The 26,045-nt window shown below is 59.2% G+C and carries 23 protein-coding genes; 19 read left to right on the top strand and 4 right to left on the bottom strand.

Translation table 11 applies throughout. The annotated features are described in order from the left end of the window. Positions 1–89: 89 nt before the first annotated feature. The 8 genes from bamA to BSU04_RS28700 all read left to right on the top strand — a co-directional run bounded on the left by bamA (position 90) and on the right by BSU04_RS28700 (position 8,435). Complete coding sequence (bamA, locus tag BSU04_RS28665) at positions 90–2,402, top strand: outer membrane protein assembly factor BamA (protein ID WP_089159876.1); 2,313 nt, start codon at positions 90–92, stop codon at positions 2,400–2,402. A 194-nt stretch (positions 2,403–2,596) separates the two neighbouring features. Beyond that, a complete protein-coding gene (locus BSU04_RS28670; RefSeq protein ID WP_089159875.1) occupies positions 2,597–3,115 on the top strand; it encodes an OmpH family outer membrane protein in 519 nt (172 codons plus the stop codon). Positions 3,116–3,131: 16 nt separating this feature from the next. Beyond that, a complete protein-coding gene (gene lpxD, locus BSU04_RS28675; protein WP_089159874.1) occupies positions 3,132–4,259 on the top strand; it encodes a UDP-3-O-(3-hydroxymyristoyl)glucosamine N-acyltransferase in 1,128 nt (375 codons plus the stop codon). Between the two features lie 122 nt (positions 4,260–4,381). Next, on the top strand, positions 4,382–4,855 hold the full coding sequence (gene fabZ, locus BSU04_RS28680; protein ID WP_089159873.1) for a 3-hydroxyacyl-ACP dehydratase FabZ: 474 nt from the start codon (positions 4,382–4,384) through the stop codon (positions 4,853–4,855). Positions 4,856–4,934: 79 nt separating this feature from the next. After that, a complete protein-coding gene (lpxA, locus tag BSU04_RS28685) occupies positions 4,935–5,723 on the top strand; it encodes an acyl-ACP--UDP-N-acetylglucosamine O-acyltransferase (protein WP_089159872.1) in 789 nt (262 codons plus the stop codon). 11 nt (positions 5,724–5,734) lie between these two features. Further along, a complete protein-coding gene (gene lpxB / locus BSU04_RS28690) occupies positions 5,735–6,901 on the top strand; it encodes a lipid-A-disaccharide synthase (RefSeq protein WP_089159871.1) in 1,167 nt (388 codons plus the stop codon). A gap of 80 nt (positions 6,902–6,981) precedes the next feature. Beyond that, positions 6,982–7,638 carry a ribonuclease HII gene (rnhB, locus tag BSU04_RS28695; RefSeq protein WP_144021145.1) on the top strand — a complete coding sequence of 219 codons (657 nt, stop codon included), beginning with the start codon at positions 6,982–6,984 and terminating at the stop codon, positions 7,636–7,638. 11 nt (positions 7,639–7,649) lie between these two features. After that, positions 7,650–8,435, top strand: coding sequence for a TrmH family RNA methyltransferase (locus BSU04_RS28700; protein WP_089159869.1), 786 nt, complete (start codon positions 7,650–7,652; stop codon positions 8,433–8,435). A 92-nt stretch (positions 8,436–8,527) separates the two neighbouring features. Here BSU04_RS28700 and ppsR read toward each other — a convergent pair whose 3' ends face one another. Then, on the bottom strand, positions 8,528–9,346 hold the full coding sequence (gene ppsR / locus BSU04_RS28705; RefSeq protein ID WP_089159868.1) for a posphoenolpyruvate synthetase regulatory kinase/phosphorylase PpsR: 819 nt from the start codon (positions 9,344–9,346) through the stop codon (positions 8,528–8,530). 670 nt (positions 9,347–10,016) lie between these two features. On the opposite strand from ppsR, the gene ppsA reads away from it, so the two are divergent. From ppsA to BSU04_RS28720, 3 genes are all read left to right on the top strand, one after another. Then, a complete protein-coding gene (ppsA, locus tag BSU04_RS28710; RefSeq protein WP_089159867.1) occupies positions 10,017–12,422 on the top strand; it encodes a phosphoenolpyruvate synthase in 2,406 nt (801 codons plus the stop codon). Between the two features lie 123 nt (positions 12,423–12,545). After that, positions 12,546–12,974, top strand: a complete 429-nt coding sequence (locus BSU04_RS28715; RefSeq protein ID WP_089159866.1) for an NfeD family protein — start codon at positions 12,546–12,548, stop codon at positions 12,972–12,974. 57 nt (positions 12,975–13,031) lie between these two features. After that, the gene (locus BSU04_RS28720; RefSeq protein ID WP_089159865.1) at positions 13,032–13,973 is read left to right on the top strand and encodes an SPFH domain-containing protein; all 942 of its coding nucleotides are present in this window, start codon (positions 13,032–13,034) and stop codon (positions 13,971–13,973) included. Positions 13,974–14,089: 116 nt separating this feature from the next. Here the strand turns inward: BSU04_RS28720 and smpB are convergent, their stop codons facing one another. Then, positions 14,090–14,539 carry an SsrA-binding protein SmpB gene (gene smpB, locus BSU04_RS28725; protein WP_031364027.1) on the bottom strand — a complete coding sequence of 150 codons (450 nt, stop codon included), beginning with the start codon at positions 14,537–14,539 and terminating at the stop codon, positions 14,090–14,092. A gap of 99 nt (positions 14,540–14,638) precedes the next feature. On the opposite strand from smpB, the gene BSU04_RS28730 reads away from it, so the two are divergent. Next, positions 14,639–15,073, top strand: a complete 435-nt coding sequence (locus BSU04_RS28730; RefSeq protein WP_031364028.1) for a type II toxin-antitoxin system RatA family toxin — start codon at positions 14,639–14,641, stop codon at positions 15,071–15,073. Beyond that, a complete protein-coding gene (locus BSU04_RS28735; RefSeq protein ID WP_089159864.1) occupies positions 15,073–15,402 on the top strand; it encodes an RnfH family protein in 330 nt (109 codons plus the stop codon). The genes BSU04_RS28730 and BSU04_RS28735 overlap by 1 nt, the downstream gene beginning before the upstream one ends. A 51-nt stretch (positions 15,403–15,453) precedes the next feature. Here BSU04_RS28735 and BSU04_RS46685 read toward each other — a convergent pair whose 3' ends face one another. After that, entirely contained in the window at positions 15,454–15,627 is a 174-nt protein-coding gene (locus BSU04_RS46685; RefSeq protein ID WP_179258227.1) for a hypothetical protein, read from the bottom strand. Here BSU04_RS46685 and guaB point away from each other — a divergent pair. The 4 genes from guaB to BSU04_RS28755 all read left to right on the top strand — a co-directional run bounded on the left by guaB (position 15,626) and on the right by BSU04_RS28755 (position 22,113). After that, entirely contained in the window at positions 15,626–17,086 is a 1,461-nt protein-coding gene (gene guaB, locus BSU04_RS28740) for an IMP dehydrogenase (RefSeq protein WP_089159863.1), read from the top strand. The two genes, BSU04_RS46685 and guaB, sit on opposite strands and share 2 nt — an antisense overlap. A 2-nt stretch (positions 17,087–17,088) precedes the next feature. Further along, positions 17,089–17,910: a hypothetical protein gene (locus BSU04_RS28745; protein WP_089159862.1), complete on the top strand. Its 822-nt coding sequence runs from the start codon at positions 17,089–17,091 to the stop codon at positions 17,908–17,910. Between the two features lie 225 nt (positions 17,911–18,135). Beyond that, on the top strand, positions 18,136–19,716 hold the full coding sequence (gene guaA / locus BSU04_RS28750) for a glutamine-hydrolyzing GMP synthase (protein WP_089159861.1): 1,581 nt from the start codon (positions 18,136–18,138) through the stop codon (positions 19,714–19,716). A gap of 192 nt (positions 19,717–19,908) precedes the next feature. Further along, positions 19,909–22,113, top strand: coding sequence for an OsmC domain/YcaO domain-containing protein (locus tag BSU04_RS28755; RefSeq protein WP_089159860.1), 2,205 nt, complete (start codon positions 19,909–19,911; stop codon positions 22,111–22,113). Positions 22,114–22,479: 366 nt separating this feature from the next. On the opposite strand, the gene BSU04_RS28760 is transcribed toward BSU04_RS28755, so the two are convergent. Further along, positions 22,480–23,373, bottom strand: coding sequence for an SDR family oxidoreductase (locus tag BSU04_RS28760; RefSeq protein WP_089159859.1), 894 nt, complete (start codon positions 23,371–23,373; stop codon positions 22,480–22,482). 78 nt (positions 23,374–23,451) lie between these two features. On the opposite strand from BSU04_RS28760, the gene BSU04_RS28765 reads away from it, so the two are divergent. Both BSU04_RS28765 and BSU04_RS28775 read left to right on the top strand, forming a co-directional pair. Further along, positions 23,452–24,018 (top strand): TetR family transcriptional regulator, encoded by a 567-nt coding sequence (locus BSU04_RS28765; protein WP_089159858.1) that lies wholly within the window; start codon positions 23,452–23,454, stop codon positions 24,016–24,018. Between the two features lie 688 nt (positions 24,019–24,706). Next, complete coding sequence (locus tag BSU04_RS28775; RefSeq protein WP_144021143.1) at positions 24,707–25,957, top strand: IS256 family transposase; 1,251 nt, start codon at positions 24,707–24,709, stop codon at positions 25,955–25,957. The last annotated feature ends 88 nt before the right edge of the window (positions 25,958–26,045 follow it).

Genomic DNA, 26,045 nt, shown 5'->3' on the forward strand with positions numbered 1-26,045 from the left:
GTTTCACCTTGATCCTTTTTCATCCTGTCTGGCGGCGCTTGAACGAACGCCGTCCGGCTTGATGCAGCTATACACACTGGGGAAGCACGTTGTTCAAACCTCATCGCTTTGTTCCTAAGTCGGCTGTGGCCGCAGCATTGGCCGCAACCGGAATGGCGGCGCACGCGACAACGCCGTTTGTCGTGCAGGACATCCGGATTGACGGCCTTCAGCGCATTGAACCCGGTTCGGTTTTCGCCTACTTGCCTATCAAGCAGGGCGACACGTTCACCGACGACAAAGCCTCCGAGGCAATTCGCGCGCTGTATGCAACGGGCTTCTTCAACGACGTCCAGATCGCCACACAGGGCAACGTGGTGGTGGTGCAGGTGCAGGAGCGTCCGGCCATTTCGCAAATCGACTTCTCCGGGATCCACGAGTTCGAAAAGGACAACCTGGCGAAGGCGTTGCGCGCGGTAGGCTTGTCGCAGGGCCGCTCGTACGACAAGGCGCTTGTCGACAAAGCCGAGCAGGAACTCAAGCGCCAGTACCTGACGCGCGGGTTCTACGCGGCCGAAGTCACGACCACCGTCACGCCGGTTGACCGTAACCGCGTGCAAATCCTGTTCTCGGTGGCGGAAGGTCCGAGCGCGAAGATCCGCCAGATCAACTTCATCGGCAACAAGGCGGTCAGCACGAGCACGCTGCGCGACGAGATGCAGTTGTCCACGCCGAACTGGTTCTCGTGGTACACGAAGAACGATTTGTACGCGAAGGACAAGCTCACGGGCGACCTCGAAAACGTACGCTCGTACTACCTGAATCGCGGTTATCTCGAGTTCAACATCGACTCGACGCAGGTGTCCATCTCGCCCGACAAGAAGGACATGTACCTGACGATTGCGCTGCACGAAGGCGAACCGTACAAGATCAGCGCGATCAAGCTCTCGGGCAATCTGCTCGACCGCCAGGCCGAGCTGACGAAGCTCATCAAGATCAAACCGGGTGACCGTTTCTCGGCTGAAAAGCTGCAGGCGACCACAAAGGCTATCGTCGACAAGCTCGGTGAATATGGCTACGCGTTCGCACAGGTCAACGCACAGCCGCAGATCAATCAGGCCGATCACACGGTCGACCTGACGCTGAATGTGGATCCGAGCCGTCGCGTGTATGTGCGGCGCGTGAACATCGTCGGCAATACGCGTACACGTGACGAAGTGGTGCGCCGGGAAATGCGTCAGCTCGAAAGCTCGTGGTTCGATTCGAGCCGGCTGGCGTTGTCGAAGGATCGCGTGAATCGTCTCGGTTACTTCACCGATGTCGACGTGACCACCATCCCGGTCGAAGGGACGAACGACCAGGTGGACGTGGACGTGAAAGTCACGGAAAAGCCGACCGGCGCGATTACGCTCGGCGCGGGTTTTTCGTCGACCGACAAGGTAGTGCTGTCAGCGGGCGTGTCGCAGGACAACGTGTTCGGTTCGGGTACCAGCCTCTCGGTCAACATCAATACGGCCAAGACGTACCGGACATTGACGGTGACGCAAGTCGATCCGTACTTCACCATCGACGGCATCAAGCGTATTACCGACCTGTACTACCGCACGTATCAGCCGCTGTATTACTCCACGGATTCCAGTTTCAAGATCGTTACCGTCGGTGGTGATTTGAAGTTCGGCATTCCGTTCTCGGAGCAGGACACGGTGTACTTCGGCGCGGGCCTCGAGCAGAACACGCTCGATATTGATTCCGCTACGCCGCAAAGCTATATCGACTACGTGAAGGAATTCGGCCGCGTAGTGAACAACGTGCCGGTGACGGTTGGCTGGTCGCGTGACAATCGTGACAGCGCATTGGTCCCGAGCCGCGGTTATTACACGCAGACGAACGCTGAATACGGCACGCCGGCGGGTAACACGACGTACGTCAAGGTGGACGCTCAGGCGCAGTACTACTACTCGTTCGCGCGCGGCTTCGTGCTCGGCCTGAACTTGCAAGGCGGCTACGGTAAGGGCCTGCAAGGCCAGACGTACCCGATTTTCAAGAACTACTATGCCGGCGGTATCGGCTCGGTTCGCGGCTATGAACCGAGTTCGCTGGGTCCGCGTGACACGACCACGGGAGACCCGATCGGCGGTTCGCGCATGGCGGTGGGCAACATCGAGTTGACCTTCCCGTTGCCGGGTACGGGTTATGACCGCACGCTGCGCGTCTTTACCTTCCTTGACGGCGGTAACGTCTGGGGCGATCCGGGTCAGGGCGGCACCAGCACGGGTGCGAACGGCCTGCGGTATGGTTACGGTTTCGGCTTGGCCTGGATCTCGCCGATCGGCCCGCTCAAGTTGAGCTTGGGTTTCCCGGTGACGAAGCATGCCGGCGACCAGTATCAGAAGTTCCAGTTCCAGATCGGTACGGCGTTCTAAACCGCGATCGGGATGTGTCGGTGGCCCGGTTTTCCGCTCTTGTCGCGGAGCTGGGGTGCCTGACACAGTGGCTTGACTTCGTAACCTGATTCAGCGACTTGATTGAGCAAGATAAGTCAGTGGTGTAAATAAGTAACGTGAGGAAGACTTTGCGAACCGGTAAGCTTTCTAAACATGTAGCGTTGGCGCTTGTCATGTCGGTGGCGCTCGGCCTGACGGGTGCCGCCAAGGCAGAGGCGCAGGAGACCCGGATTGCAGCCGTCAACTCCGATCGCATCTTGCGTGAGTCAGCAGCGGCGAAGGCGGCGCAGACGAAGCTCGAAAGAGAGTTTTCAAAGCGAGACAAGGCGCTGCAGGACATGGCAGCGGGCCTGAAGACCCTGTCGGACGCAATGGACAAGAACGGCGCAGGCATGGCACCTGCCGACCGTGCTGCCAAGCAACGCGAGTTGTCGCAGGCCGATCAGGACTTCCAGCGCAAACAACGCGAATTTCGCGAAGACCTGAATCAGCGGCGCAACGAAGAGCTTGCTGCCGTGCTGGACAAGGCCAACAAGGTCATCAAGCAGATTGCGGAAGCGCAGCATTACGACCTGATCGTGCAGGAGGCGGTGTACGTCAGTCCGCGCATCGATATCACCGATCAGGTGCTGAAGGCGCTGGCCGCAAATCAGGCGAGCCTGTCTGCCAATCCAGCTAGTAGTTCGAACTGATCGGGAGCGGTACCGGATGGCATCAGACAGTGCGATCACGCTTGGTGAACTGACCGAGCGCTTCGGTGGAGACATAGCGGGCGATGCAGCGCATCGCGTGAACGGCCTCGCGCCGCTCGACAAAGCCGGCCCCACGCAACTCGCCTTTCTCGCGAACCAGAAATATTTGTCTCAAGTGGAAAGCACTCAGGCCGGTGGGGTATTGATTTCGCCAGCAGACCTGGAAAAAGTGACGTCGCCGGAAGGGCGTAACTTCATCGTCACAGCGAATCCCTACGCTTATTTTGCGCGTGTGGCGCAGGCTTTCATCGACCTCGCGACGCCGCCGGTTGAACCCGGCGTGCATCCCACGGCGTTTATCCATCCCGGCGCGAAGGTGGCGGCCAGTGCCGTGATCGGGCCGCACGTGAGCGTGGAAGCGGGCGCCGAGATTGGCGAGCGCGTGAAGCTGGATGCGGGCGTGACGATCGGCCAGGGCGTCAAGCTGGCTGACGACGTTCATCTCTATCCCCACGTGAGCGTCTATCATGGCTGTAAGCTCGGGGCGCGCGTGATCGTGCATGCCGGCGCGGTGATCGGTGCAGACGGTTTTGGTTTTGCTCCGGATTTTGCCGGCGACGGCGACGCGCGCACCGGCAACTGGGTCAAGATTCCGCAAGTCGGCGCCGTGGTCGTGGCAGAGGACGTGGAGATCGGCGCGAACACGACGATCGACCGGGGCGCAATGGCCGATACGGTGATCGAGGAAGGCGTGAAGATCGATAATCTGGTCCAGATCGGGCATAACTGCCGGATCGGCGCCTACACGGTGATTGCAGGCTGCGCGGGCATTGCGGGCAGCACGAACATTGGACGGCACTGCATGATCGGCGGCGCGGTGGGCATTGCGGGCCACGTGACGCTGGCGGACTACGTGATCGTCACGGCCCAGTCCGGCGTGTCGAAGTCGCTGCTGAAGCCGGGTATGTACACCAGCGCGTTCCCCGCCGTGAATCACGCCGACTGGAACAAAAGCGCTGCCATTGTGCGTAATCTGGACAAGTTGCGCGAACGCATCAAGACGCTCGAAGCGGCCGTAGCTGCGGGCACTCACCCGGATAACACCGCGGATAACATCCCGGACAGCACTTCAGGCAAGCATTAAGACGGTAAATACCGGCATCCCACGCGAAGCCGCTTGTTGTTTGTTGCTTATCAACGAGTAACGAGCTAACGAGCGGTTTCGCAGTCAACACCCGCGCTGTGAAGCGCGCGAGCAGAACGACTATGAGCACCGAAAAAATCAATCTAGACATCCACAAGATTCTCACGTTGCTGCCGCATCGGTATCCGATCCTGCTCGTCGACCGAGTACTCGAACTCACGCCGCATAAGAGCATCAAAGCGCTGAAGAACGTGTCGATCAACGAGCCGTATTTTCAGGGTCACTTCCCGACACGGCCTGTGATGCCTGGCGTGCTGATTCTCGAAGCGCTTGCGCAGGCAGCCGCGCTGCTGACGTTCGCCGAGGAGAAGGAGCCGCACGACCCGGAAACCACTCTGTATTACTTCGTAGGCATCGACCGGGCACGCTTCAAGCGCGTGGTCGAACCCGGCGACCAGTTGATCCTGAACGTGAACTTCGAGCGCTACATGCGCGGCATCTGGAAATTCAGCGCACGTGCCGAAGTGGACGGTGCAGTAGCAGCCGAAGCCGAGTTGATGTGCACCGTGAAAAACACGGCCGCCGACCCGAAGTGACGCGAGCCGTGCCTAAGTGACGCGAGCCGTGCCTTAGCCGGCGCGGCAAACCAAGCAACTGAACACCAAGCGAGGGCGCATGAGCAAGATTCACCCTACCGCGATCATCGAGCCGGGCGCGCAGCTCGACGAATCCGTCGAAGTCGGTCCATACGCGATCGTCGGCCAGCACGTGCAAATTGGCGCGCGCACGACTATTGGTTCGCACAGCATAATCGAAGGCCATACGGTCCTGGGTAGCGACAACCGCATCGGCCACTACGCATCCGTCGGCGGCCGGCCGCAGGACATGAAGTACAAGGACGAGCCCACCCGGCTTGTGATCGGCGAGCGCAACACTATCCGCGAATTCACCACCATTCATACCGGCACGGTGCAGGATACAGGCGTGACCACCATCGGCGACGACAACTGGATCATGGCCTACGTGCACGTAGGGCATGATTGCCAGCTTGGCAGCAACATCGTCATGTCGAGCAACGCGCAACTGGCAGGTCACGTGATCATTGGCGACCATGCCATTGTCGGCGGCATGTCGGGCGTGCATCAGTTCGTGCGCATTGGCGCGCATTCCATGCTGGGCGGTGCGTCCGCGCTCGTGCAGGACATCCCTCCGTTCGTGATCGCCGCCGGTAACAAGGCTGAGCCGCACGGTATCAACGTGGAAGGGCTGCGTCGCCGTGGCTTCTCGGCTGAGGCTATTTCGGCGCTGCGTTCGGCGTATCGCGTGGTGTACAAGAGCGGCGCGACGCTGGAAGAAGCGAAAGTGCAATTACGTGAACTCGCTTCCGCAGGTGGAGACGGCGACGCGCCCGTCACGGCGCTGGCCGATTTTATCGACGCCTCGCAGCGCGGCATCATCCGTTGACCGAGCGCTCGATGACGCTGGCCCCCGCCCCCCTGCGCGTTGCGATGGTGGCGGGCGAGCCGTCAGGCGATCTGCTCGCGGCTTCCCTGCTTGAGGGCTTGAACGAGCGTTTGCCGGCCGGCACGCAGTTCAACGGGATCGGCGGTCCACGCATGACGGCCGCGGGTTTCGACGCCCACTGGCCGATGGACAAGCTGACGGTGCGGGGTTATGTCGAAGCGCTCAAGCATATTCCCGAGATCCTGGGCATTCGCAACGAGCTCAAGCGGCAACTGCTCGCGGAGCCGCCGTCGGTGTTTATCGGCGTGGATGCGCCCGATTTCAATTTTGGTCTCGAACACGCGTTGCGCGACGCCGGTATTCCGACAGTGCATTTCGTGTGTCCGTCGATCTGGGCGTGGCGCGGCGGACGGATCAAGAAGATCGTCAAAGCTGTCGATCACATGCTGTGCGTGTTCCCGTTCGAACCGGCGCTGATGGAGAAGGCGGGCATTGCGTCCACCTACGTGGGCCATCCGCTCGCCGATGAAATCCCGCTCGTGCCTGACGTTGAAGGCGCGCGCCGCGCATTGGGCTTGGCGGAGGGCGGCCCGATCATCGCGGTGTTGCCCGGTAGCCGGCGTTCCGAGATCGCGCTGATCGGCCCGACCTTTTTCGACGCGATGGAGCTCATGCAGCTTCGCGAACCCGGTGTGCGTTTCGTGATGCCGGCGGCGACTGCTGCGTTGCGCGAATTGCTGCAGCCGCTGGTTGCCGCGCATCCGAATCTCGCGCTGACGATCACTGAAGGCAAGGCTCAGGTGGCGATGACTGCCGCCGACGCCATCCTGGTCAAGAGCGGCACCGTGACGCTGGAAGCAGCGCTGCTTAAAAAGCCGATGGTCATCTCGTACAAGGTGCCTTGGCTGACGGGCCAGATCATGCAGCGGCAGGGTTATTTGCCGTATGTCGGCTTGCCGAATATTCTGGCCGGGCGGTTTGTCGTGCCGGAGATTCTCCAGCATTTCGCCACGCCCGAAGCGCTTGCCGACGCCACGCTGAAACAGTTGAATGACGATGCGAACCGCGCGACACTGACGGAAATCTTCACGGAAATGCATCACGCGCTGCGTCAGAACACGGCTCAACGCGCTGCGCAGGCCGTGGCGCAGGTGCTGGAAACGAGGAGGCCGCGGTAATGGCGAAGATCGTCGTGAAAGGCGTGGTACGGCGCGCGGGGCGGCAAGCACTGCAGCCTGCGTTCGACTTCGACGTCGACATGCCGTCCGACGTCATTTGCGGCGTGGACGAAGCCGGCCGTGGCCCGCTGGCGGGTCCCGTGGTTGCGGCGGCGGTGATCTTCGATCCATCGAAACCCAAGATTCGCGGACTCGATGACTCGAAGGTGCTGAGCGCCAAGAAGCGCGAGGAGTTGTACGAGAAGATCATCGACCGTGCGCTGGCCTATAGCGTGGCTTCGGCGACGGTCGACGAAATCGACACGATCAACATTCTCCATGCCACCATGCTCGCGATGAAACGCGCCGTGGAAGGGCTGTCGGTTACGCCGACGGTCGCGAAGATCGACGGTAACCGGTGTCCCCAGTTGTCGATGCGCTCGGTGGCTGTTATTGGCGGCGACGCGTTGATCGCGCAGATTTCGGCGGCTTCCATTCTGGCCAAAGTCACGCGCGACCGGATGCTGCTGCAATTGCACGAAGTTCACCCCGTTTATGGTTTCGATGCCCACGCCGGTTACGGCACGCCGCAGCACCTGAGGGCGTTGCTTGAACACGGGCCTTGCGAGCATCATCGGCGTTCGTTTGCGCCTGTTCGTGAGGCGCATGCGCGCTTGGGCACGGCGTTGCCGGTTGTTGCGGCCGGGGTGCTTGAAGCGGCTGCCGCGGAGCAAGGCGTCGACGCTCCTCCGTTCTGAATTCTCCCCACGTGAAATCCATTACCTCGCGGGATAACCCGCTTTACAAGCGCCTGAAGGCGCTCGCCGGATCGACCTCGCAGCAGCGCCGCAGTGGCCACGCTTTGCTCGAAGGGCTGCATCTCGCCAGTGCTTATCTCGACGCGGAAGGGCAGCCAGAGACGTGCGTTGTGACCGAGGGTGCGCTTGAGCACGATGAAGCGCGGCAGATTGTCGGCCGGATCGATCCTGCGCATGTTTATACGTTGCCCGATGCTTTGTTCGGACAACTATCGAGTGTCGTGCATGGTGTGGGGATGGTGTTGCTGGTCGAGAAAATCGCGCCATCGTTGCCCGAACGCATCACTGGGACGTGTCTGGTTCTCGATGGTATCCAGGATGCCGGCAATGTCGGATCCATCTTGCGGAGCGCCGCAGCGGCCGGCGTTCAGCATGTGTTTTGCGTACCCGGGACGGTGTTCGCGTGGTCATCGAAGGTGCTGAGGGCGGGTATGGGCGCGCATTTCCTGCTCGGCATTTATGAGGACGTCGAACCGGCGGAGTTATTGTCGCGACTCGCGCCCGAGGTGCGGGTGACCATCACTGATTCGCACGGCGCAAAAGCGATCTACGATACCGATTTGTCAGGGCCTGTGGCCTGGGTCATGGGCAACGAAGGCGCGGGCGTCTCGCCATTCTGGCGCGACCACGCGACGCTTCGGGTGACCATTCCCCAGCCGGGCGGCATGGAGTCGCTGAATGTGGCGGCGGCTGCTGCGATTTGCATCTTTGAACAGTGCCGGCAGCAACGCCGATAGTCGCGATGGCCGTCGCGTGAGTTCGCAAAAAAGCCGTTTTCAACCTTCGTTGAAAACGGCTTTCGCCTATATGCCCACCATACCAACCGATATCAATAATACGATGGCCGTTCCAGCCGGATCTCCTGCAGGATGGTCGTGGCGATTTCCTCGATCGACTTATGCGTCGACGATAACCACTTGACCCCCTCGCGTTTCATCATCGCTTCGGCTTCGTTGATCTCATAGCGGCAGTTCTCCAGCGCCGCATATTTACTCCCCGGCCGACGCTCATTGCGAATCTCCGCCAGCCGCTGCGGATCGATCGACAAGCCAAACATCTTTTCCTTATACGGCAGCAACGGCGTCGGCAACCGTCCACGCTCAAAATCTTCCGGAATCAACGGATAATTCGCTGCTTTGACACCGTACTGCATCGCCAGATAAAGCGACGTTGGCGTCTTGCCGCTGCGCGACACACCAACCAGGATCACATCGGCATCGGACAGATTGCGATTTGACTGGCCGTCGTCGTGCGCCAGCGAAAAATTGATCGCCTCGATCCGGTTCTTGTATTCCTCCGTATCCGCGTTCTGGTGAACCCGGCCCATCGCGTGCGTCGACTTGATGTCGAGTTCCAGTTCCAGCGGCTCGATAAACGTCTGGAACATGTTCAGAACCAGCGCATTGGAGCGCCTCACGATCTCGTTCGACGCGCTGTCCACCAGCGTGGTGAACACAATCGGCCGACGGCCGTCAAGCGACACCGCCTCGTTGATCTTGGCGATAGTCGCATGCGCCTTCTCGGTCGAATCGACAAACGGCACGCGCACGAGCCGGAATTTCTGGTCGAACTGGGACAGGATCGAATGCGCGAATGTCTCGGCAGTGATCCCGGTGCCATCGGAAACGATGAATACGGTAGGCGGCATCGGCGTTGAGGGTCGTGAAATTACGTGAAATGAATTGACGGTGATTATGGTCGGCTAACGGGTCGATTAGTCGACCGGACGAAATGACGCAAAAAGACGCTAAAGGATGCTAAGGGCCCTAAGGGCCCTAGTGTGAGCCCTAGTGTGAGCCCGACTATGAGCGCCCATCGACATCGCGCCGGGCGCGGCGTCAGGCTGACAACTCCAAACTAAGCATCCACTAAAACACCCGATGTGCGCCGCCACACCATCCACGTGTGAAGGGTCTCATTACGCAGCGCTTTTATGCCCCGCGATGAAACATTTTCAAGAGTTAGCACGGTAGAATAGCGGCAACCTGTTCGATAAGCAATTGCGGACGATTAATCATCGATTGAGTGAAATTGTCGCCCATTCGTGCGTTTTCGAAACAATACGTAGATTTTATGGGCAGTTTTAACTGATATCGATGTGTTTCGAAGTCGTGTTTTTCAGCATCGCGACGTGGTTTGGCAGGACTCACGTTCCGGTGCATACACGATACGTCACGCCCCCAACGGCGCGTGGATCGAAACATGCGGCATGTGCTTATCAAACAGGTTATGCAGGTTGCGGTACGCGCCCCCAAATAAGCGCCACCGCTTCGAGCCCACTTGCATGATCGTGAATTCCATCCACCTTAGGGGCTTACATGACTAACGAAGCTAACGTTGCAAAGGACCAGGCGTATGTAGTTCCATTCGAGCAGTTGCGAATGACCGACGTCGACATTGTCGGCGGCAAGAATGCGTCGCTCGGCGAGATGATCAGCCAGCTCGCCGAAGCCGGCGTGCAGGTGCCCACTGGTTTTGCGACCACGGCACAGGCATTTCGCGACTTCTTGAATCACAATAACCTGACCGAACGCATCGCCAAACGTCTGGAACTCTTCGACGTGGACGACGTGAAAGCCTTGGCCGAAGCCGGCAAGGAGATCCGCCAATGGATCGTCGACGCGCCGATGCAACCGCGCCTCGAAGAATTGATTCGCAAAGGCTTCGACACGCTTCAGGCCAGCTCGCCGGACGAGCTGTCGTTCGCGGTGCGCTCTTCGGCGACTGCCGAAGACTTGCCGGATGCATCGTTCGCGGGTCAGCAGGAAAGCTATCTGAACGTAGTTGGCATCGACGAAGTGCTCGATCGCATGAAGCACGTGTTCGCGTCGCTGTATAACGACCGCGCTATTTCGTACCGGGTGCACAAGGGCTTTACCCACGCTGAAGTCGCGTTGTCGGCAGGTGTGCAGCGTATGGTCCGCTCGGACGTGGGCGCGGCCGGCGTGATGTTCACACTCGATACCGAATCAGGCTTCAAGGACGCCGTGTTCATTACGTCGAGCTATGGCCTGGGCGAAACGGTCGTGCAGGGCGCCGTGAATCCGGACGAGTTCTACGTCTTCAAGACCACGCTCGCACAAGGCAAGTACCCGATCATCCGTCGTTCGATCGGCTCGAAGCTCATCAAGATGGAATTTACGAACGCTGGCGAAGCCGGCCGAGTGAAGACCGTCGACGTGTCGCACGAACAGCGCAACCGCTTTTCCATCACCGACGAAGACGTGATCCAGCTCGCGAAGTACGCGGTGATCATCGAAAAGCATTATCAACGTCCGATGGACATCGAGTGGGGCAAGGACGGTCGCGACGGCAAGATCTTCATTCTCCAGGCGCGTCCGGAAACGGTGAAGAGCCAGGCTGCGGGCAAGGCTGAAATGCGCTTCAAGCTGAAGGGCCAGTCGAACGTGCTGGCTACCGGCCGGGCTATCGGCCAGAAGATCGGCGCAGGTCCGGTGCGCGTGATTCACGACCCGTCGGAGATGGATCGTGTTCAGCCCGGCGACGTGCTGGTGGCCGACATGACCGACCCGAACTGGGAGCCGGTGATGAAGCGTGCATCGGCGATCGTGACCAATCGCGGCGGGCGCACCTGCCACGCGGCCATCATCGCGCGCGAACTCGGCGTGCCGGCCGTGGTGGGTTGCGGCGACGCAACCGACATGCTGAAGGAAGGCCAGTTGGTGACGGTGTCGTGCGCGGAAGGCGACGAAGGCAAGATCTACGACGGTCTGCTCGAAACTGAAGTGACCGAAGTCGAGCGCGGCGAACTGCCCGAAATTCCGGTCAAGATCATGATGAACGTCGGCAATCCTCAGCTCGCGTTCGACTTCTCGCATCTGCCGAATGCAGGCGTGGGCCTGGCGCGGCTCGAGTTCATCATCAACAACAACATCGGCGTGCATCCGAGGGCGATTCTCGAGTACCCGAACGTTGATGCCGACCTGAAGAAAGCCGTGGAAAGCGTCGCGCGGGGCCATGCGTCGCCGCGAGCGTTCTACGTCGACAAGCTGACCGAAGGTATCGCGACAATCGCGGCGGCGTTCTATCCGAAGCCGGTGATCGTGCGCCTGTCCGACTTCAAGTCGAACGAGTACAAGAAACTGATCGGCGGTTCACGTTACGAGCCGGACGAAGAGAACCCAATGCTCGGCTTCCGGGGCGCATCGCGTTACATCTCGCAGGATTTCGCCGAAGCCTTCCAGATGGAATGTATTGCGTTGAAGAAAGTGCGCGAAGAGATGGGCCTCGACAACGTCGAGATCATGGTGCCGTTCGTGCGCACGTTGGCGCAGGCTGAGAAGGTCGTTGGCCTGCTCGAGAAGTTCGGCCTGAAACGCGGCGTGAACGGTCTGCGGTTGATCATGATGTGCGAGATTCCGTCGAATGCCATCCTGGCTGAAGAGTTCTTGCAGTTCTTCGACGGTTTCTCGATCGGATCGAACGACCTGACGCAGCTGACGCTGGGTCTGGACCGCGATTCGGGCATGGAGTTGCTCGCAGTCGACTTTGACGAACGTGACCCGGCTGTGAAGTTCATGCTGAAGCGCGCTATCGAAACATGTCTGCGGCTGAACAAGTACGTGGGCATTTGCGGTCAAGGCCCGTCGGACCATCCGGACCTCGCCGAATGGCTTGCGAAGGAAGGCATTGAGTCGATGTCGCTGAATCCGGACACGATTATCGACACTTGGAAGACGCTGGCAAAGACGTTGAACAAGTAAGCGCGATAAGTAAGCGCAATACGTACGACATGCCGCTGCATCGAAAGGGTATCAACCTTTCAAAACAGTAAGCGTGCTATAACACCCCGGACGTTCCGGGGTGTTTTTGTTTGGAGGAATCGCATGGCTGCTAACGGACTTTTCTGGTGGATCGGCGCCGGGGTGCTCGTGCTGCTCGAGCTGATGTCCGGTACGTTTTATCTGTTGATGGTGGCGGTCGGTTTTATCGCGGGCGGAATCGCACATTTGTTTGGAGCGGGTCTGGAGATCGAGCTGCTGGTGGCGGCTCTGGTCGCGATGATCGCCGTCACTGTTTTGCGGCGCTCGAAGCTGGGACACGTTACCCGGCGCGATGCATCGCATGATCCGGGCGTGAACCTGGATATTGGCGAGACGCTGAAGGTGAACGAGTGGCATGAGGGCCGCGCGCGGGCGCTGTATCGCGGGGCGGAATGGGACATTGAACTGGCGCCCGGGGAGACTGAAGGCGCGCATATGTACAGGATCACGGCGTTTTCCGGCAACACGCTGGTGGTTGCGGCAACACGCTGAGAAGGTGGAACGGGGTTGAAGCTTTCCTAAGTAAGACACGCATAACAAGGAGTAGAAATGGACGTGACTATCATCGGGGCAATTTTGTTGATTATCGTCATCGCGATCGCCGCGCAGACGATCAAGATCGTGCCGCAACAACACGCATGGGTGCTGGAGCGGCTTGGGCGCTATCACGCGACCCTCACGCCGGGGCTGACCATCGTCGTGCCGTTTGTCGACCGCGTGGCCTACAAGCACGTGCTGAAGGAAATTCCGCTGGAAGTGCCGAGCCAAGTCTGTATCACGCGTGACAACACGCAGTTGCAAGTGGACGGCGTGCTGTACTTTCAGGTGACAGACGCCATGAAGGCGTCGTATGGATCGAGCAACTTTATTTACGCCATTACGCAGTTGTCGCAGACCACGTTGCGTTCAGTGATCGGCAAGCTCGAACTCGACAAGACCTTCGAAGAGCGCGACTACATCAATCACAGCATTGTGACGTCGCTCGATCAGGCTGCGGCGAACTGGGGCGTGAAGGTACTGCGCTATGAAATCAAGGATTTGACGCCGCCGAAGGAAATCCTGCACGCGATGCAGGCGCAAATTACGGCCGAGCGTGAGAAGCGGGCGGTGATTGCTGCGTCGGAAGGTCGCAAGCAGGAGCAGATCAATATTGCGTGGGGCGCGCGTGAGGCGGCCATCCATAAGTCGGAAGGCGAGCGTCAGGCGCAGATCAATCAGGCCGAAGGCGAGGCGTCGGCCATTCTGGCGGTGGCCGTGGCGAATGCTCAGGCGATTGAGAAGATCGGCGCGGCGATACAGACGGCCGGCGGCATGGAAGCGGTGAACCTGAAGGTTGCCGAGCAGTATGTCACTGCGTTCGGGAACATCGCGAAGCAGGGCAATACGCTGATCGTGCCGGGGAATTTGTCGGAGATGAGTTCGATGATCGCGTCGGCGCTGAGCATCATCAAGGGCGATGGAGCGGGTGGCGGCGTGATTCGTAAGAGCTGAAGCTTGGCATTAGCCGAATCAGCTTGTTGAATCACCTGACCGTATGAAAAAAGGGCGTCGACTCCATGGTCGACGCCCTTTTTGCGTTGGATATCTTACTTTCATTCCGGCGGTGCTCAATGCTTGGCACCGCGCATGATTTGCGCTTTTTCGCGTTCCCAGTCGCGTTTTTTCTCGGTTTCGCGTTTGTCATGCAGCTTCTTGCCCTTCGCGAGGCCGATCTCGCATTTCACGCGACCGCCTTTGTAGTGGAAGTTCAGCGGGACAAGCGTGTGGCCTTTCTGCTCGACCTTGCTGATGAGCTTCGAGATCTCTTCGCTGTGCAGCAGCAGCTTTCGAGTGCGGACCGGATCCGGATGGATGTGGGTCGATGCTTCCGGCAACGGGCTGATGTGAGCGCCGATCAGGAACAATTCTCCGTCGCGAATGATGACGTAGCCTTCCTTGATCTGGCCGCGGCCGGCCCGGAGCGCCTTGACTTCCCACCCTTCCAGCACGAGCCCCGCCTCGTAGCGATCTTCGATGAAGTAATCGAAGAAGGCTTTTCTGTTGTCGATGATGCTCATGAATGAAAAGTGCCTAACTCGTTTAAAATCCTGATTTTAGCAGCGCGGGCGAGGTAAAGCCCGCAAAGCTTCCCACTCTTGCCACGCGTTGCGCCCTTTATGGCAGATGTCCAGAAAACTGTATTGATCCGTCACTCTGCAGAGCAGATGTTCGACCTCGTCACCGATGTCGCCGATTACCCGAATTTTTTGCCGTGGTGTGGAGGGGTGGAAGTAGGCCGCCACGACGAACACAGCATGGAAGCGAAGATCCACATCAATTTCAAGGGCATCAAGCAACATTTCGCTACCCGTAACGTGCATACGCGACCGACCACCATCGATATGGAGTTCATGGACGGTCCTTTCAAGAAATTCACCGGTTACTGGCGGTTCACGCCGTTGCGGGCCGATGCCTGCAAGATCGAGTTCGCGCTGCACTACGAGTTTTCGAACATCATTCTCGAGAAGATCATCGGGCCAGTGTTCAGCCATATCGCGCACACGTTCGTGGATTCGTTCGTGAAGCGCGCTGACCAGCGGTATGGAAAGTGATGACTCTTGCCGTTGAGGTTTGTTATGCGTTGCCGGAGGGGAAGAGTGCGGTGTGTACGCTTTCCTTGGGCAACGGTGCGACCGTGCGGGAGGCGATTGAGGCGAGTGGATTGCTCGTACAGTTTCCCGAGATCGATTTGAACGTGCAAAAAGTGGGCGTTTTCGGAAAGATTCAGGCGCTGGATGCGGTGCTCGCCGATCACGACAGGGTGGAGATTTATCGGCCGCTGAAGGTTGATCCGAAGGTCGCGAGGCAAAGGCGGGTTGAGAAGACGCGGCGCGGCGGGTCCATTGAAGGGCGCCGGTGGACGCGAAAGGAAGCGCGGTAAGAGCGATCCGATCGCGCGCCGGCATTCCTGCTGGCATCCGCAAAACCGAACTTATATCGAACGCAAATCGAGCGAAAAACCGAAACGGCGGCGTAAATCGCCTACCCGGTTGAGGCCCGGAAATTGCGCCGGAAAGCGAGCAGCGCCGCCTAAGCTGCTGTTCGGGCAGTGAAAATCCGGGGAACTATCGGTATAATTCGGTTTTGCGCCCATAGGATTTGCCATGCGTCTGATCCAGAAAGCACTCACGTTCGATGACGTGCTCCTCGTGCCCGCGTTTTCCAACGTTCTCCCGCGCGATACCAGCCTGAAAACACAGGTTACCCGCAAGATCTCCCTGAATATGCCTCTGTTGTCCGCCGCCATGGACACAGTCACCGAAGGCCGGCTCGCTATTGCGATGGCTCAGCTCGGCGGCGTCGGCATCATTCACAAGAACCTTACCGCAGCCGAACAAGCCCGCGAAGTCGCGAAAGTAAAGCGCTTCGAATCGGGCGTGGTGCGCGATCCGATTACTGTTCCGCCGCAAATGAAAGTGCGCGACGTGATCGCTCTCACGCGACAGCACGGTATTTCCGGGTTTCCGGTGGTGGAAGGGCCGCAGCTGATCGGTATCGTGACGAACCGGGACCTGCGCTTCGAAGAACGTCTCGACGACGAAGTGCGCAAGATCATGACGCCGCGTGAACGCCTCGTGACCGTCAAGGAAGGCACACCGCTCGCCGAAGCCAAGGCGCTGATGCATAGCCATCGGCTGGAACGCGTGCTGGTCGTCAACGACGCGTTCGAATTGCGCGGCCTCATGACCGTCAAGGACATCACCAAGCAAACCGAACACCCGGACGCCTGCAAGGACGAGCACGGCAAGCTGCGCGCTGGCGCGGCAGTTGGCGTGGGTCCCGAGAACGAAGAGCGTGTTGAGCTTCTGTCGGCGGCGGGTGTGGACATCATTGTCGTAGATACGGCGCACGGTCACAGCCAGGGCGTGCTCGAGCGCGTGCGCTGGGTGAAGCAGAACTATCCGCATATTGAGGTGATCGGCGGCAATATCGCCACGGCTGCAGCCGCCAAGGCGCTCGTGGAATACGGCGCGGATGGTGTGAAGGTCGGTATCGGTCCGGGTTCGATCTGCACGACGCGGATCGTGGCGGGTGTCGGCGTACCGCAAATTACCGCGGTGGCGAACGTGTCGGATGCATTGCGCGGCTCGGGCGTGCCGGTGATCTCCGACGGCGGTGTGCGTTTTTCTGGCGATGTCAGCAAAGCGCTTGCAGCCGGCGCGGACGCGGTGATGATGGGCAGCATGCTGGCCGGCACGGAAGAGTCCCCCGGCGACGTGTTCCTGTTCCAGGGCCGCCAGTTCAAGGCGTATCGCGGCATGGGGTCGGTCGGCGCGATGAAGGACGGTGCGGCGGACCGGTACTTCCAGGACAACTCGGCGAATATCGACAAGCTCGTGCCTGAAGGCATTGAAGGGCAGGTGGCTTATAAGGGTTCGGTCAACGCCATCCTGTTCCAGGTGGTCGGCGGCGTGCGGGCAAGCATGGGGTATTGCGGCTGCCGCAATATTGCAGAAATGCATGACAAGGCCGAATTCGTCCAGATCACGGGCGCCGGCATGCGCGAGTCGCACGTGCACGACGTGCAGATCACGAAGGAAGCGCCCAACTACCACGTGGACTGACTATGAAACCGTTGCTGCGCGCTGTTCTTGTCATCAATGCACTGATTTTTCTGGCTTTCGGCGTGCTGTTTCTGCTCACGCCTTGGACGGCTTTGTGGGCATCGATGCATCTCGTGACCGTGCAGCCGCCGTTTGTCGGACAGTTGTTCGGGATCGCGCTGATCGGTATTGCGTGGCTCGCGGTTCATGCCGCTATCGATGGTGCGTTGACTGCGACCGCTGCCAAGGTGTCGGGACATGTGGAGTGGTTGTCGGGCCTGGTGATGATGGTCTGGCTGCTCGGGCTGCATACGCCCGAGTTGACGGGTTTTGGTCAGGTGATCGCGGCGTTGGTTGGCGTGGCCATGCTGGTGCTGGGGCTTGGCAGCGTGAGGCTGTCAGGTGCCGTGCGGCGGCGCGAGCGCGCCGCGCTGGCCGGCGCTGCCGCGGCTGAGCGTGCCGAGAAACGGGCGGCGAAGACCAAGGCGGAAGAACGCGTGGAGCGTGTAACTCCGCCGCCGAGGCCTTTGTCGTCTGACCCCGTCGCACCGGCAAATCCGCGCTGGGACAGGGATAGCGGGCTGGTCGAGCCTGTCGTGGGCGAGGCTATTGCACGTCCTGCCGCGCCGGCGCCATCCGCTACCGCGTTTGATCCTGCTACCGGGCATGTCATCGATCCGGCCACGGGACGCTCGCTGGACCCCGCCACTGGCCGCGCGTTCGATCCCGTCAGTGGTCACAAAATTGATCCTGAAACCGGGCGCCCGATCGACCCGGTCACCGGTCGTACGGTGGATCCGGTGACCGGCCAGTTTATCGATCCGGTCCGCCGCGATCCGCGCTGAAGGCTTGCGCGCACAGGTCTTCGCGGCCGCGTCGGGTTGATCGAACACTTATCGATGAACGGAGCGTCGCGTTTCGTTGTATCGATGAATCTGTCTTGCTGCGGTCGGCAACAATCGCCGGCCGTTGAACTCTCTGCGTGACGTGATGCGCGGGACCTCGTTCCTGCTGCTTGCGTTATCGTTTTTGCCAACTGTTTCCGTCTACTTGCCTTCCCGGCCGCTGCCATGCACGACAAGATCCTGATTCTCGATTTCGGCTCCCAAGTCACCCAGTTGATCGCACGACGCATCCGCGAATCACATGTGTATTCGGAGATCCATCCGTACGACGTCGACGAGGCGTTCATTCGCGACTTCGCACCGAAGGGCATCATTTTGTCGGGCGGCCCGAACTCGGTTACCGAACTCGGCTCGCCGCGTGCGCCGCACGTTGTCTTCGATCTCGGCGTGCCGGTGCTCGGCATTTGCTACGGCATGCAGACGATGGCCGAACAACTCGGCGGCAAGGTCGAACTCGGCAATGTTCGCGAATTCGGTTATGCCGAAGTGCGGGCGCATAACCACACGAGCTTCCTGAACGGCATTGAAGATTTCCAGACGGCCGAAGGTCACGGCATGCTGAAAGTGTGGATGAGCCATGGCGACAAGGTGTCGGACATGCCCGTCGGATTCAAGCTGATGGCATCGACACCGTCTTGCCCGATCGCCGCGATGGCCGACGACGAGCGCCATTTCTACGGCCTCCAGTGGCATCCGGAAGTTACGCACACGGTTCAGGGACGCGCGATGCTCGACCGCTTCGTGCTCGAGTTGTGCGGTGCGCGGCCGGACTGGGAGATGGGGCATTACATCGATGAAGCGGTGGAGAAAATCCGCGCGCAAGTCGGCGATGAGCACGTGATTTTGGGTTTGTCGGGCGGCGTGGATTCGTCGGTGGCGGCGGCGCTTTTGCATCGTGCGATTGGGGCGCAATTGACGTGCGTTTTTGTTGACCATGGCTTGCTGCGCTTGAACGAAGCCGAGCAGGTCATGACGACGTTCGCCGATCACCTTGGCGTGAAGGTGATTCATGTCGATGCGAGCGAAGTGTTCTTGTCGAAGCTTGCCGGCGTGACGGATCCTGAGGCGAAGCGGAAGATCATTGGCGCTGAGTTTGTTGAAGTGTTCCAGACGGAAGCCAACAAGCTGAAGGACGCGAAGTGGCTCGCGCAAGGGACGATTTACCCGGATGTGATCGAGTCGGCAGGCAAGGGCAAGAAGGGCCACACGATCAAGAGCCATCACAACGTGGGTGGATTGCCCGAGACGCTGAATTTGAAGTTACTTGAGCCGTTGCGCGAGTTGTTCAAGGACGAAGTGCGGGAGTTGGGCGTGAAGCTGGGGCTGCCGCCGGCGATGGTTTATCGGCATCCGTTCCCGGGCCCGGGTTTGGGCGTGAGAATTCTGGGCGAGGTGAGAAAGGAGTTCGCCGAGCTGCTGCGTCACGCGGATGCGATCTTTATCGAAACGTTGAGGAATACGTTCGATAAGGAATCGGGTAAGTCGTGGTATGAGCTTACGAGCCAGGCTTTCGCTGTGTTTTTGCCGGTGAAAAGCGTGGGCGTGATGGGCGATGGGCGGACCTATGAGTATGTGGTTGCGCTGAGGGCCGTGCAAACGCTGGACTTCATGACCGCGCAGTGGGCACATCTGCCGCATGAGTTGTTAGGACATGTTTCGAACCGAATCATTAATGAGGTTCGCGGGATTAATCGCGTTGTTTATGATATTTCGGGGAAACCGCCGGCTACGATCGAGTGGGAGTAGAATTTCCGCCGGAAACATTATTCGCTGGTTGATTGACTATTAAAGCCCTGTTTTTACAGGGTTTTATATTTTGGATTGTCGCTTGATAGTTCTCGCATTCTGGCGAATGTTGGAGAAACTCGTGTCGTTTCAGTTTGGTGAAACTGCACTTGGCGACGGAAATAGCGGCTACATCATTTTTAGGATTTCCCCATGGAAATTAAAGTCAACTTTCTCGATAAGCTGCGTCTTGAAGCCAAGTTCGATGATTTCACGGTCGTGTCCGACCAGCCTATCCGTTATAAGGGCGATGGGTCTGCGCCCGGTCCCTTCGATTATTTTCTGGCTTCATCGGCCTTGTGTGCAGCTTACTTTGTGAAGTTGTACTGCGTAACTCGCAATATTCCTACCGAAAACATCCGCCTGTCGCAGAATAATATTGTTGATCCGGAAAACCGGTACCAGCAGATTTTCAAGATTCAGGTCGAGTTGCCGTCGGATATCTCTGCCAAAGACCGCCAAGGTATTTTGCGCTCCATCGACCGTTGTACGGTGAAAAAAGTGGTGCAAGCCGGACCCGAGTTTGTCATTGAAGAGGTAGCGAACCTGGATGCCGATGCACAGTCGTTGCTGATGCTGAAGCCGGCTTCTGATGCCAGCACCTATATTGCGGGCAAGGATCTGCCGCTGGAGCAGACCATCGCCGATATGTCGGGCGTTTTGGCGGCCTTGGGCATCAAGATTGAAATCGCTTCGTGGCGCAATCTTGTTCCCAATGTGTGGTCGCTGCATATCCGCGATGCGCACTCGCCGATGTGTTTTACCAATGGCAAGGGAGCGACCAAAGAAAGCGCGTTGGCGTCGGCGTTGGGAGAGTATATCGAGCGATTGAATTGCAACCATTTCTACGCCGGCGCGTTCTGGGGCGAAGACATCGCCAATGCGGCGTTTGTGCATTACCCGAACGAGCGCTGGTTCAAGCCTGGCCGTAAGGATGCGCTGCCGGCTGGAATTCTGGATGCGTACTGCCTGGAAATTTATAATCCTGATGGCGAGTTGCATGGCTCACATCTGGTCGACACCAACTCCGGCAATGTGCAGCGCGGTATCTGTTCGCTGCCGTTTGTGCGGCAGTCGGACGGCGAAGTGGTGTATTTTCCGTCCAACCTGGTCGAAAACCTATATGTCAGCAATGGCATGAGTGCCGGGAACACGCTGGCCGAAGCGCAGGTGCAATGTCTATCGGAAATTTTCGAACGGGCGGTAAAGCGCGAAATTCTGGAAGGTGAAATCGCATTGCCTGATGTGCCACAGGAAGTGCTGGCGAAATATCCTGGCATTCTGGCCGGCATTCAGGGGTTGGAAGAGCAGGGCTTTCCGGTGCTAGTGAAGGATGCGTCGCTGGGAGGGGTGTACCCAGTGATGTGCGTCACCTTGATGAACCCGCGCACAGGCGGTGTGTTTGCCTCGTTCGGCGCGCACCCAAGCTTGGAGGTGGCGCTGGAGCGTAGTCTGACGGAATTGCTACAGGGCCGCAGTTTTGAAGGCCTGAACGAATTACCTCGGCCCACCTTTGCGAGTGAAGCCGTGACTGAGCCAAATAACTTTGTCGAGCACTTCATTGATTCCAGCGGTATCGTGTCATGGCGCTTTTTCAGCGCCAAAGCGGATTTCAATTTTGCTGAATGGGATTTCTCTGGCCAGGGTGCGAACTCCAATGCCGAAGAAGCCGCGACCTTGTTCGGTATTCTCGAAGACATGGGCAAGGAGGTGTACGTGGCGGTGTATGACCAGCTGGGCGCCGTAGCCTGCCGGATTTTAGTACCTGGGTATTCGGAAGTTTACCCGGTAGAGGATTTGGTCTGGGATAACACAAACAAGGCGCTGTTGTTCCGTGCCGATGTTTTGAATCTGCATCGCCTGGACGATGCCGGCCTGGCAGCAATGCTTGAACGGTTGGATAACAGTGAACTAGATGAGCACTCCGATATTGCCACTTTGATCGGCATCGAGTTTGACGAGAACACGCACTGGGGACAGTTAACCGTTCTCGAGTTGAAGCTGCTGATTCATCTCGCTTTGAAGCAATTTGAGGAGGCACAAGAGCTGGTGGGAGCCTTCCTGCAGTACAACGACAACACGGTCGAACGCGGATTGTTTTACCAGGCCTTGAATGTGGTGCTGGAGGTGCTGCTCGATGACGACCTGGAACTGGACGACTACGTAGTCAACTTCCGTCGCATGTTCGGCGACGCTCGGATGGACGCGGCAATGGGGTCAGTGGACGGCAGCGTGCGCTTCTATGGCTTAACGCCTACGAGTATGAAACTGGAGGGTCTCGATAGGCACCACCGCCTGATCGACAGTTATAAAAAATTGCATAAGGCGCGGGCGAAGGGGGCGGCTACAGCGAGTTAGCGTGACGAGTCATGGCTGGATGCGATGATGCCGTTCATCTCCAGCACAAACGCATGTTCGATACGCCAGCGGCCGTCTGTGCCGGCGTGCATCAGTGTGGATGCCGTCGTGTCCGGAGCTTCAATCCGCCTGGGGGCTAGTCAGCACACTGGCGCGCTCCTGATTGATCTTTTAGCCCCTTCGCGTCTTCGACCGAGACGACTTCTATGACGGCGATCACTGCAGCTTCTTGCATTGTGGTTCTCCGAGTTGAATTCTTTCGGGCAAGGTCCAGGCAGGTCGTCCAGTCGCAGGCCAGCTTTTTTTCGACCCTCACTTTTGATATCGGCCATTTTGGCTAGGGCCGCGCGTAGCAGGCCGCCCCACTCAGTTCCCGGGGTAGTGTCCGGCTGCAATGTCTTCCAACAGCGTCTCGTGCGTCGGCTCCCAGCCAAGCTGCGAACGCGTGCGTGCGCTGGAGGCCGGGGCGTCGGCACCGAAGAACATGCCCAGCCAGTCGAAGTGAGCCTGTGCGCGCTCGACGGGGATCGATTCCACCGGCACGTCCAGGAATTGTCCCAGCGCCGTCGCGATGTCACGCGTCGCGACGCCCTCTTCGGCGACAGCGTGCAGCACGCTGCCTGGTGTCGCCTTGTCGATCGCGAGTTGCACGAGCTTGCCGGCATCGAGCCGGTTCACCGCCGGCCAGCGGTTATGGCCCTCGCCGATGTAGCCCGACATGCGCTTTTCGCGAGCGATGCGCGCCAGCACCGCGACGAATCCGTGGTCAGCGCCCGCGCCATGCACCGTGGGAGCGAAGCGCACGACCATTGACCTGATACCGCGATCGGCCAAGCCCAACGTGTAGGCCGCGTTGGCAATGCGCGGATGGACCCCGGCGCTCGGCATGTCCGTCTCGGTGCCCACGCGGCCCGGGGCCAGCCCCAGTGTGCCCGAGGCGATCAGCAGCGGGCCGCCAGTGCCTTGCAGTACGTCGGCGAACGTGTCGATGGCCGCGCGGTCGGTCTGCGCAGCGGCCGCCATCTGCGAGAAATCGTGGTTGTAGCCGAGGTGCACGACGCCCTCGGCTAGCGTCGCTGCGCCGCGCAGGCTGGCAAGGTCGTCCAGGCTGCCGCGCACCACTTCGGCACCAAGCTCGACGATCCTGGCTGCGGACGCGTCGTTGCGGGCGAGGCCGAGGACGTGGTGCCCTGCAGAAATGAGTTCCTTGACGCTGGCCGAACCGATCCAGCCCGAAGCGCCGGTGACGAGAATTCGCATGAGATGCTCCTTTGATGTCATTGAGTGACATCAGTATAGGCCTATGATGTCACACTGTGTCAACACAAGAGAGAAAATATGGGTCGCTGGGAACCCGATGCTGAGAGCCGTTTCCGTGCTGCGGCCATTGAACTGTTCGGGGAGGTAGGCTACGAGCAGACGACCGTGGCAGCCATCGCGGAACGCGCGGGGCTGACCGCGCGCACGTTCTTTCGCTACTTCGCCGACAAGCGCGAAGTGCTCTTCAATGGTTCCGAACGTCTTCAGCAGACGATGGTCGATGCGCTGGCTCAGGCGCCGGCCGAGGTTTCAGCGATAGACGCGATCGCCGCCGCCTTGATGAAGGCCGGCGATTTCTTCGATGACGACCGCCGCCCGTTCGCGCGCCTGCGCAGCACGGTGATCGCGGCGAACACGGACCTGCGCGAGCGCGAGCTGATCAAGCTGGCGACGTTGTCCGCGGCGCTCGCACAGGCGCTGCGCGAGCGCGGTGTCGGCGAGCCGGACGCGAGCCTTGCGGCCGAGGCGGGCATCGCCGTCTTTCGGGTTGCGTTCGTGCAGTGGGTCAGCGAATCCGAGCGACGCGGCTACGTCGGGATCGTGAAGGAGTCGCTTGCGCGACTGAGAATGCTCGCGGCCAGCTGACCGGTTTGCTTATGAGGCAGTGGGAGGGGAGAGAGACCTCATCAGCAGGCAAGTTGCGGGGAAATCATGCAAGAAATTCACGATCGGAGGAGAACCAAGGATTTCGCCGAAGGGTTCCGTGCTGATCTTGTTCACGGACCGACCAGCCATTGATCCTGAAGCCATAATCTTTAAGTTTGAAGAGATAGCAGTGAGCGTCGACGTTGTATCCGAAGAGGAATTGCATCAAACCGTTTTTAATCTCTTAGGTGTGCACGACAAGTGTCGCACCGGGGCGCTTCGTTTTCGACGCAACGACAAGGCTCCGTTTCTAGGCGATGAGAACGATATCGCTGCGCGTCCCTTCGTCCAGTTCGCCCTCCGGAGGCCCCGAGCTTGGCTCTGGAGCGCGACGAAGACAACACGGCGAGCGAAGCGGATGAATGGCTGCGGATGCTGATCGCCATGGCGGCTGATTGGGCGGAGCCCGGCACAAGGCCAGCGTGGTCGATCCGAATGGTCATCTGTGGATTGCGAAGTATCCTAGCGTTCGAGATGAGTTCGATGTCGGCGCATGGCAAATGGGGGTGTACACGCTGGCTAAGGCGTGCGGGCCTTGCGTTCCCGACGCACTTGGGTATTCCGAGGGTGTAATTAGTTTTGTGTAAACGGTCATTTGGCAGGAGACTGCCAGCATCCAGGAGCAACGATGACCGTAGTGAAGCGCAACAAACGAGTGAAACCCGATCCTGAGTTGGTGAAACTGGCGGACAGCCTGTTGGCGAACTACCAGAAGCCTGAGGATTTGATTGGCGAGAATGGCCTGCTCAAGCAGCTTACCAAGATGTTGGTCGAGCGGGCTCTGGAAACGGAGCTGTCAGAGCATTTGGGTCACGGCAAAAGCGAAACGGTAACCAATGCCACGGGCAACACGCGCAATGGCCACAGCGCCAAGACGTTGCAGGGCGAGTTTGGCGAATTACCGCTCGATATCCCGCGAGACCGTCAAGGCGCGTTCGAGCCGAAGCTGGTGACGCGCCACCAGACACGCTGGGCGGGCTTTGACGACAAGATCATCTCGCTGTACGCCCGCGGCTTGAGCGTGCGCGAGATCCAGGCTCATCTGGAAGAAATGTATGGCACGGAGGTTTCGCCCACGCTGATCTCGGCTGTGACCGATGCGGTGAGCGAGGAGGTGAAGCTTTGGCAAGGCCGCCCGCTCGACGCGCTGTACCCGATCATTTATCTGGACTGCATCCACGTCAAGGTACGCGACAGCGGGCCTGTGCGTACCAAGGCGGTGTACTTGGCGATTGGCGTGAACATGAACGGCCACAAGGAGGTTCTGGGGTTGTGGATCGCCCAGACCGAGGGTGCCAAGTTCTGGCTACAGGTGGTGACGGAGTTGAAGACGCGCGGCGTGCAGGACATCTTCATCGCCTGTGTGGACGGGCTCAAGGGCTTTCCAGAAGCGATTGAAGCGGTCTATCCGAAAGCGACGGTGCAGCTTTGTATCGTGCACATGGTGCGCAACAGCCTAAACTTCGTGTCTTGGAAACTGCAGCGCGAAGTCGCCGCCGATCTGAGGACGATTTATACGTCGACGACCGTCGAGGTGGCCGAGCAGATGCTCAGCGCCTTTGAAGCCAAATGGGATAAGGAATACCCGTCGGTCGGCCAGAGCTGGAGGCGCAACTGGGCCCGAGTGATCCCGTTCTTCAACTACCCGCCGGAGATCCGAAAAGTGATTTATACGACCAACGCGATCGAATCGATCAACATGAGCCTTCGCAAAGTCATCAAGACCCGAAGCTCATTTCCAACCGACGACGCAGTAACCAAGCTGTTTTACCTGGCGTTGAACAACATCAGCAAGAAATGGTCGATGCCAATCAGAGACTGGAAGGCGGCTCTAAACCGCTTCGCTATCCAGTTCGAAGACCGGATGTCGCCGGGTTAAACGAAAACCCGTTTACACAAAATTCGGGACACCCCCTGGCACCTCGGCACTGACCCCGACCGCTAACCCCGGAACCGTGCACCTCGCC

It is taken from the genome of Caballeronia sordidicola (assembly GCF_002220365.1).
GTDB classification, from domain to species: Bacteria; Pseudomonadota; Gammaproteobacteria; order Burkholderiales; family Burkholderiaceae; genus Caballeronia; species Caballeronia sordidicola_C.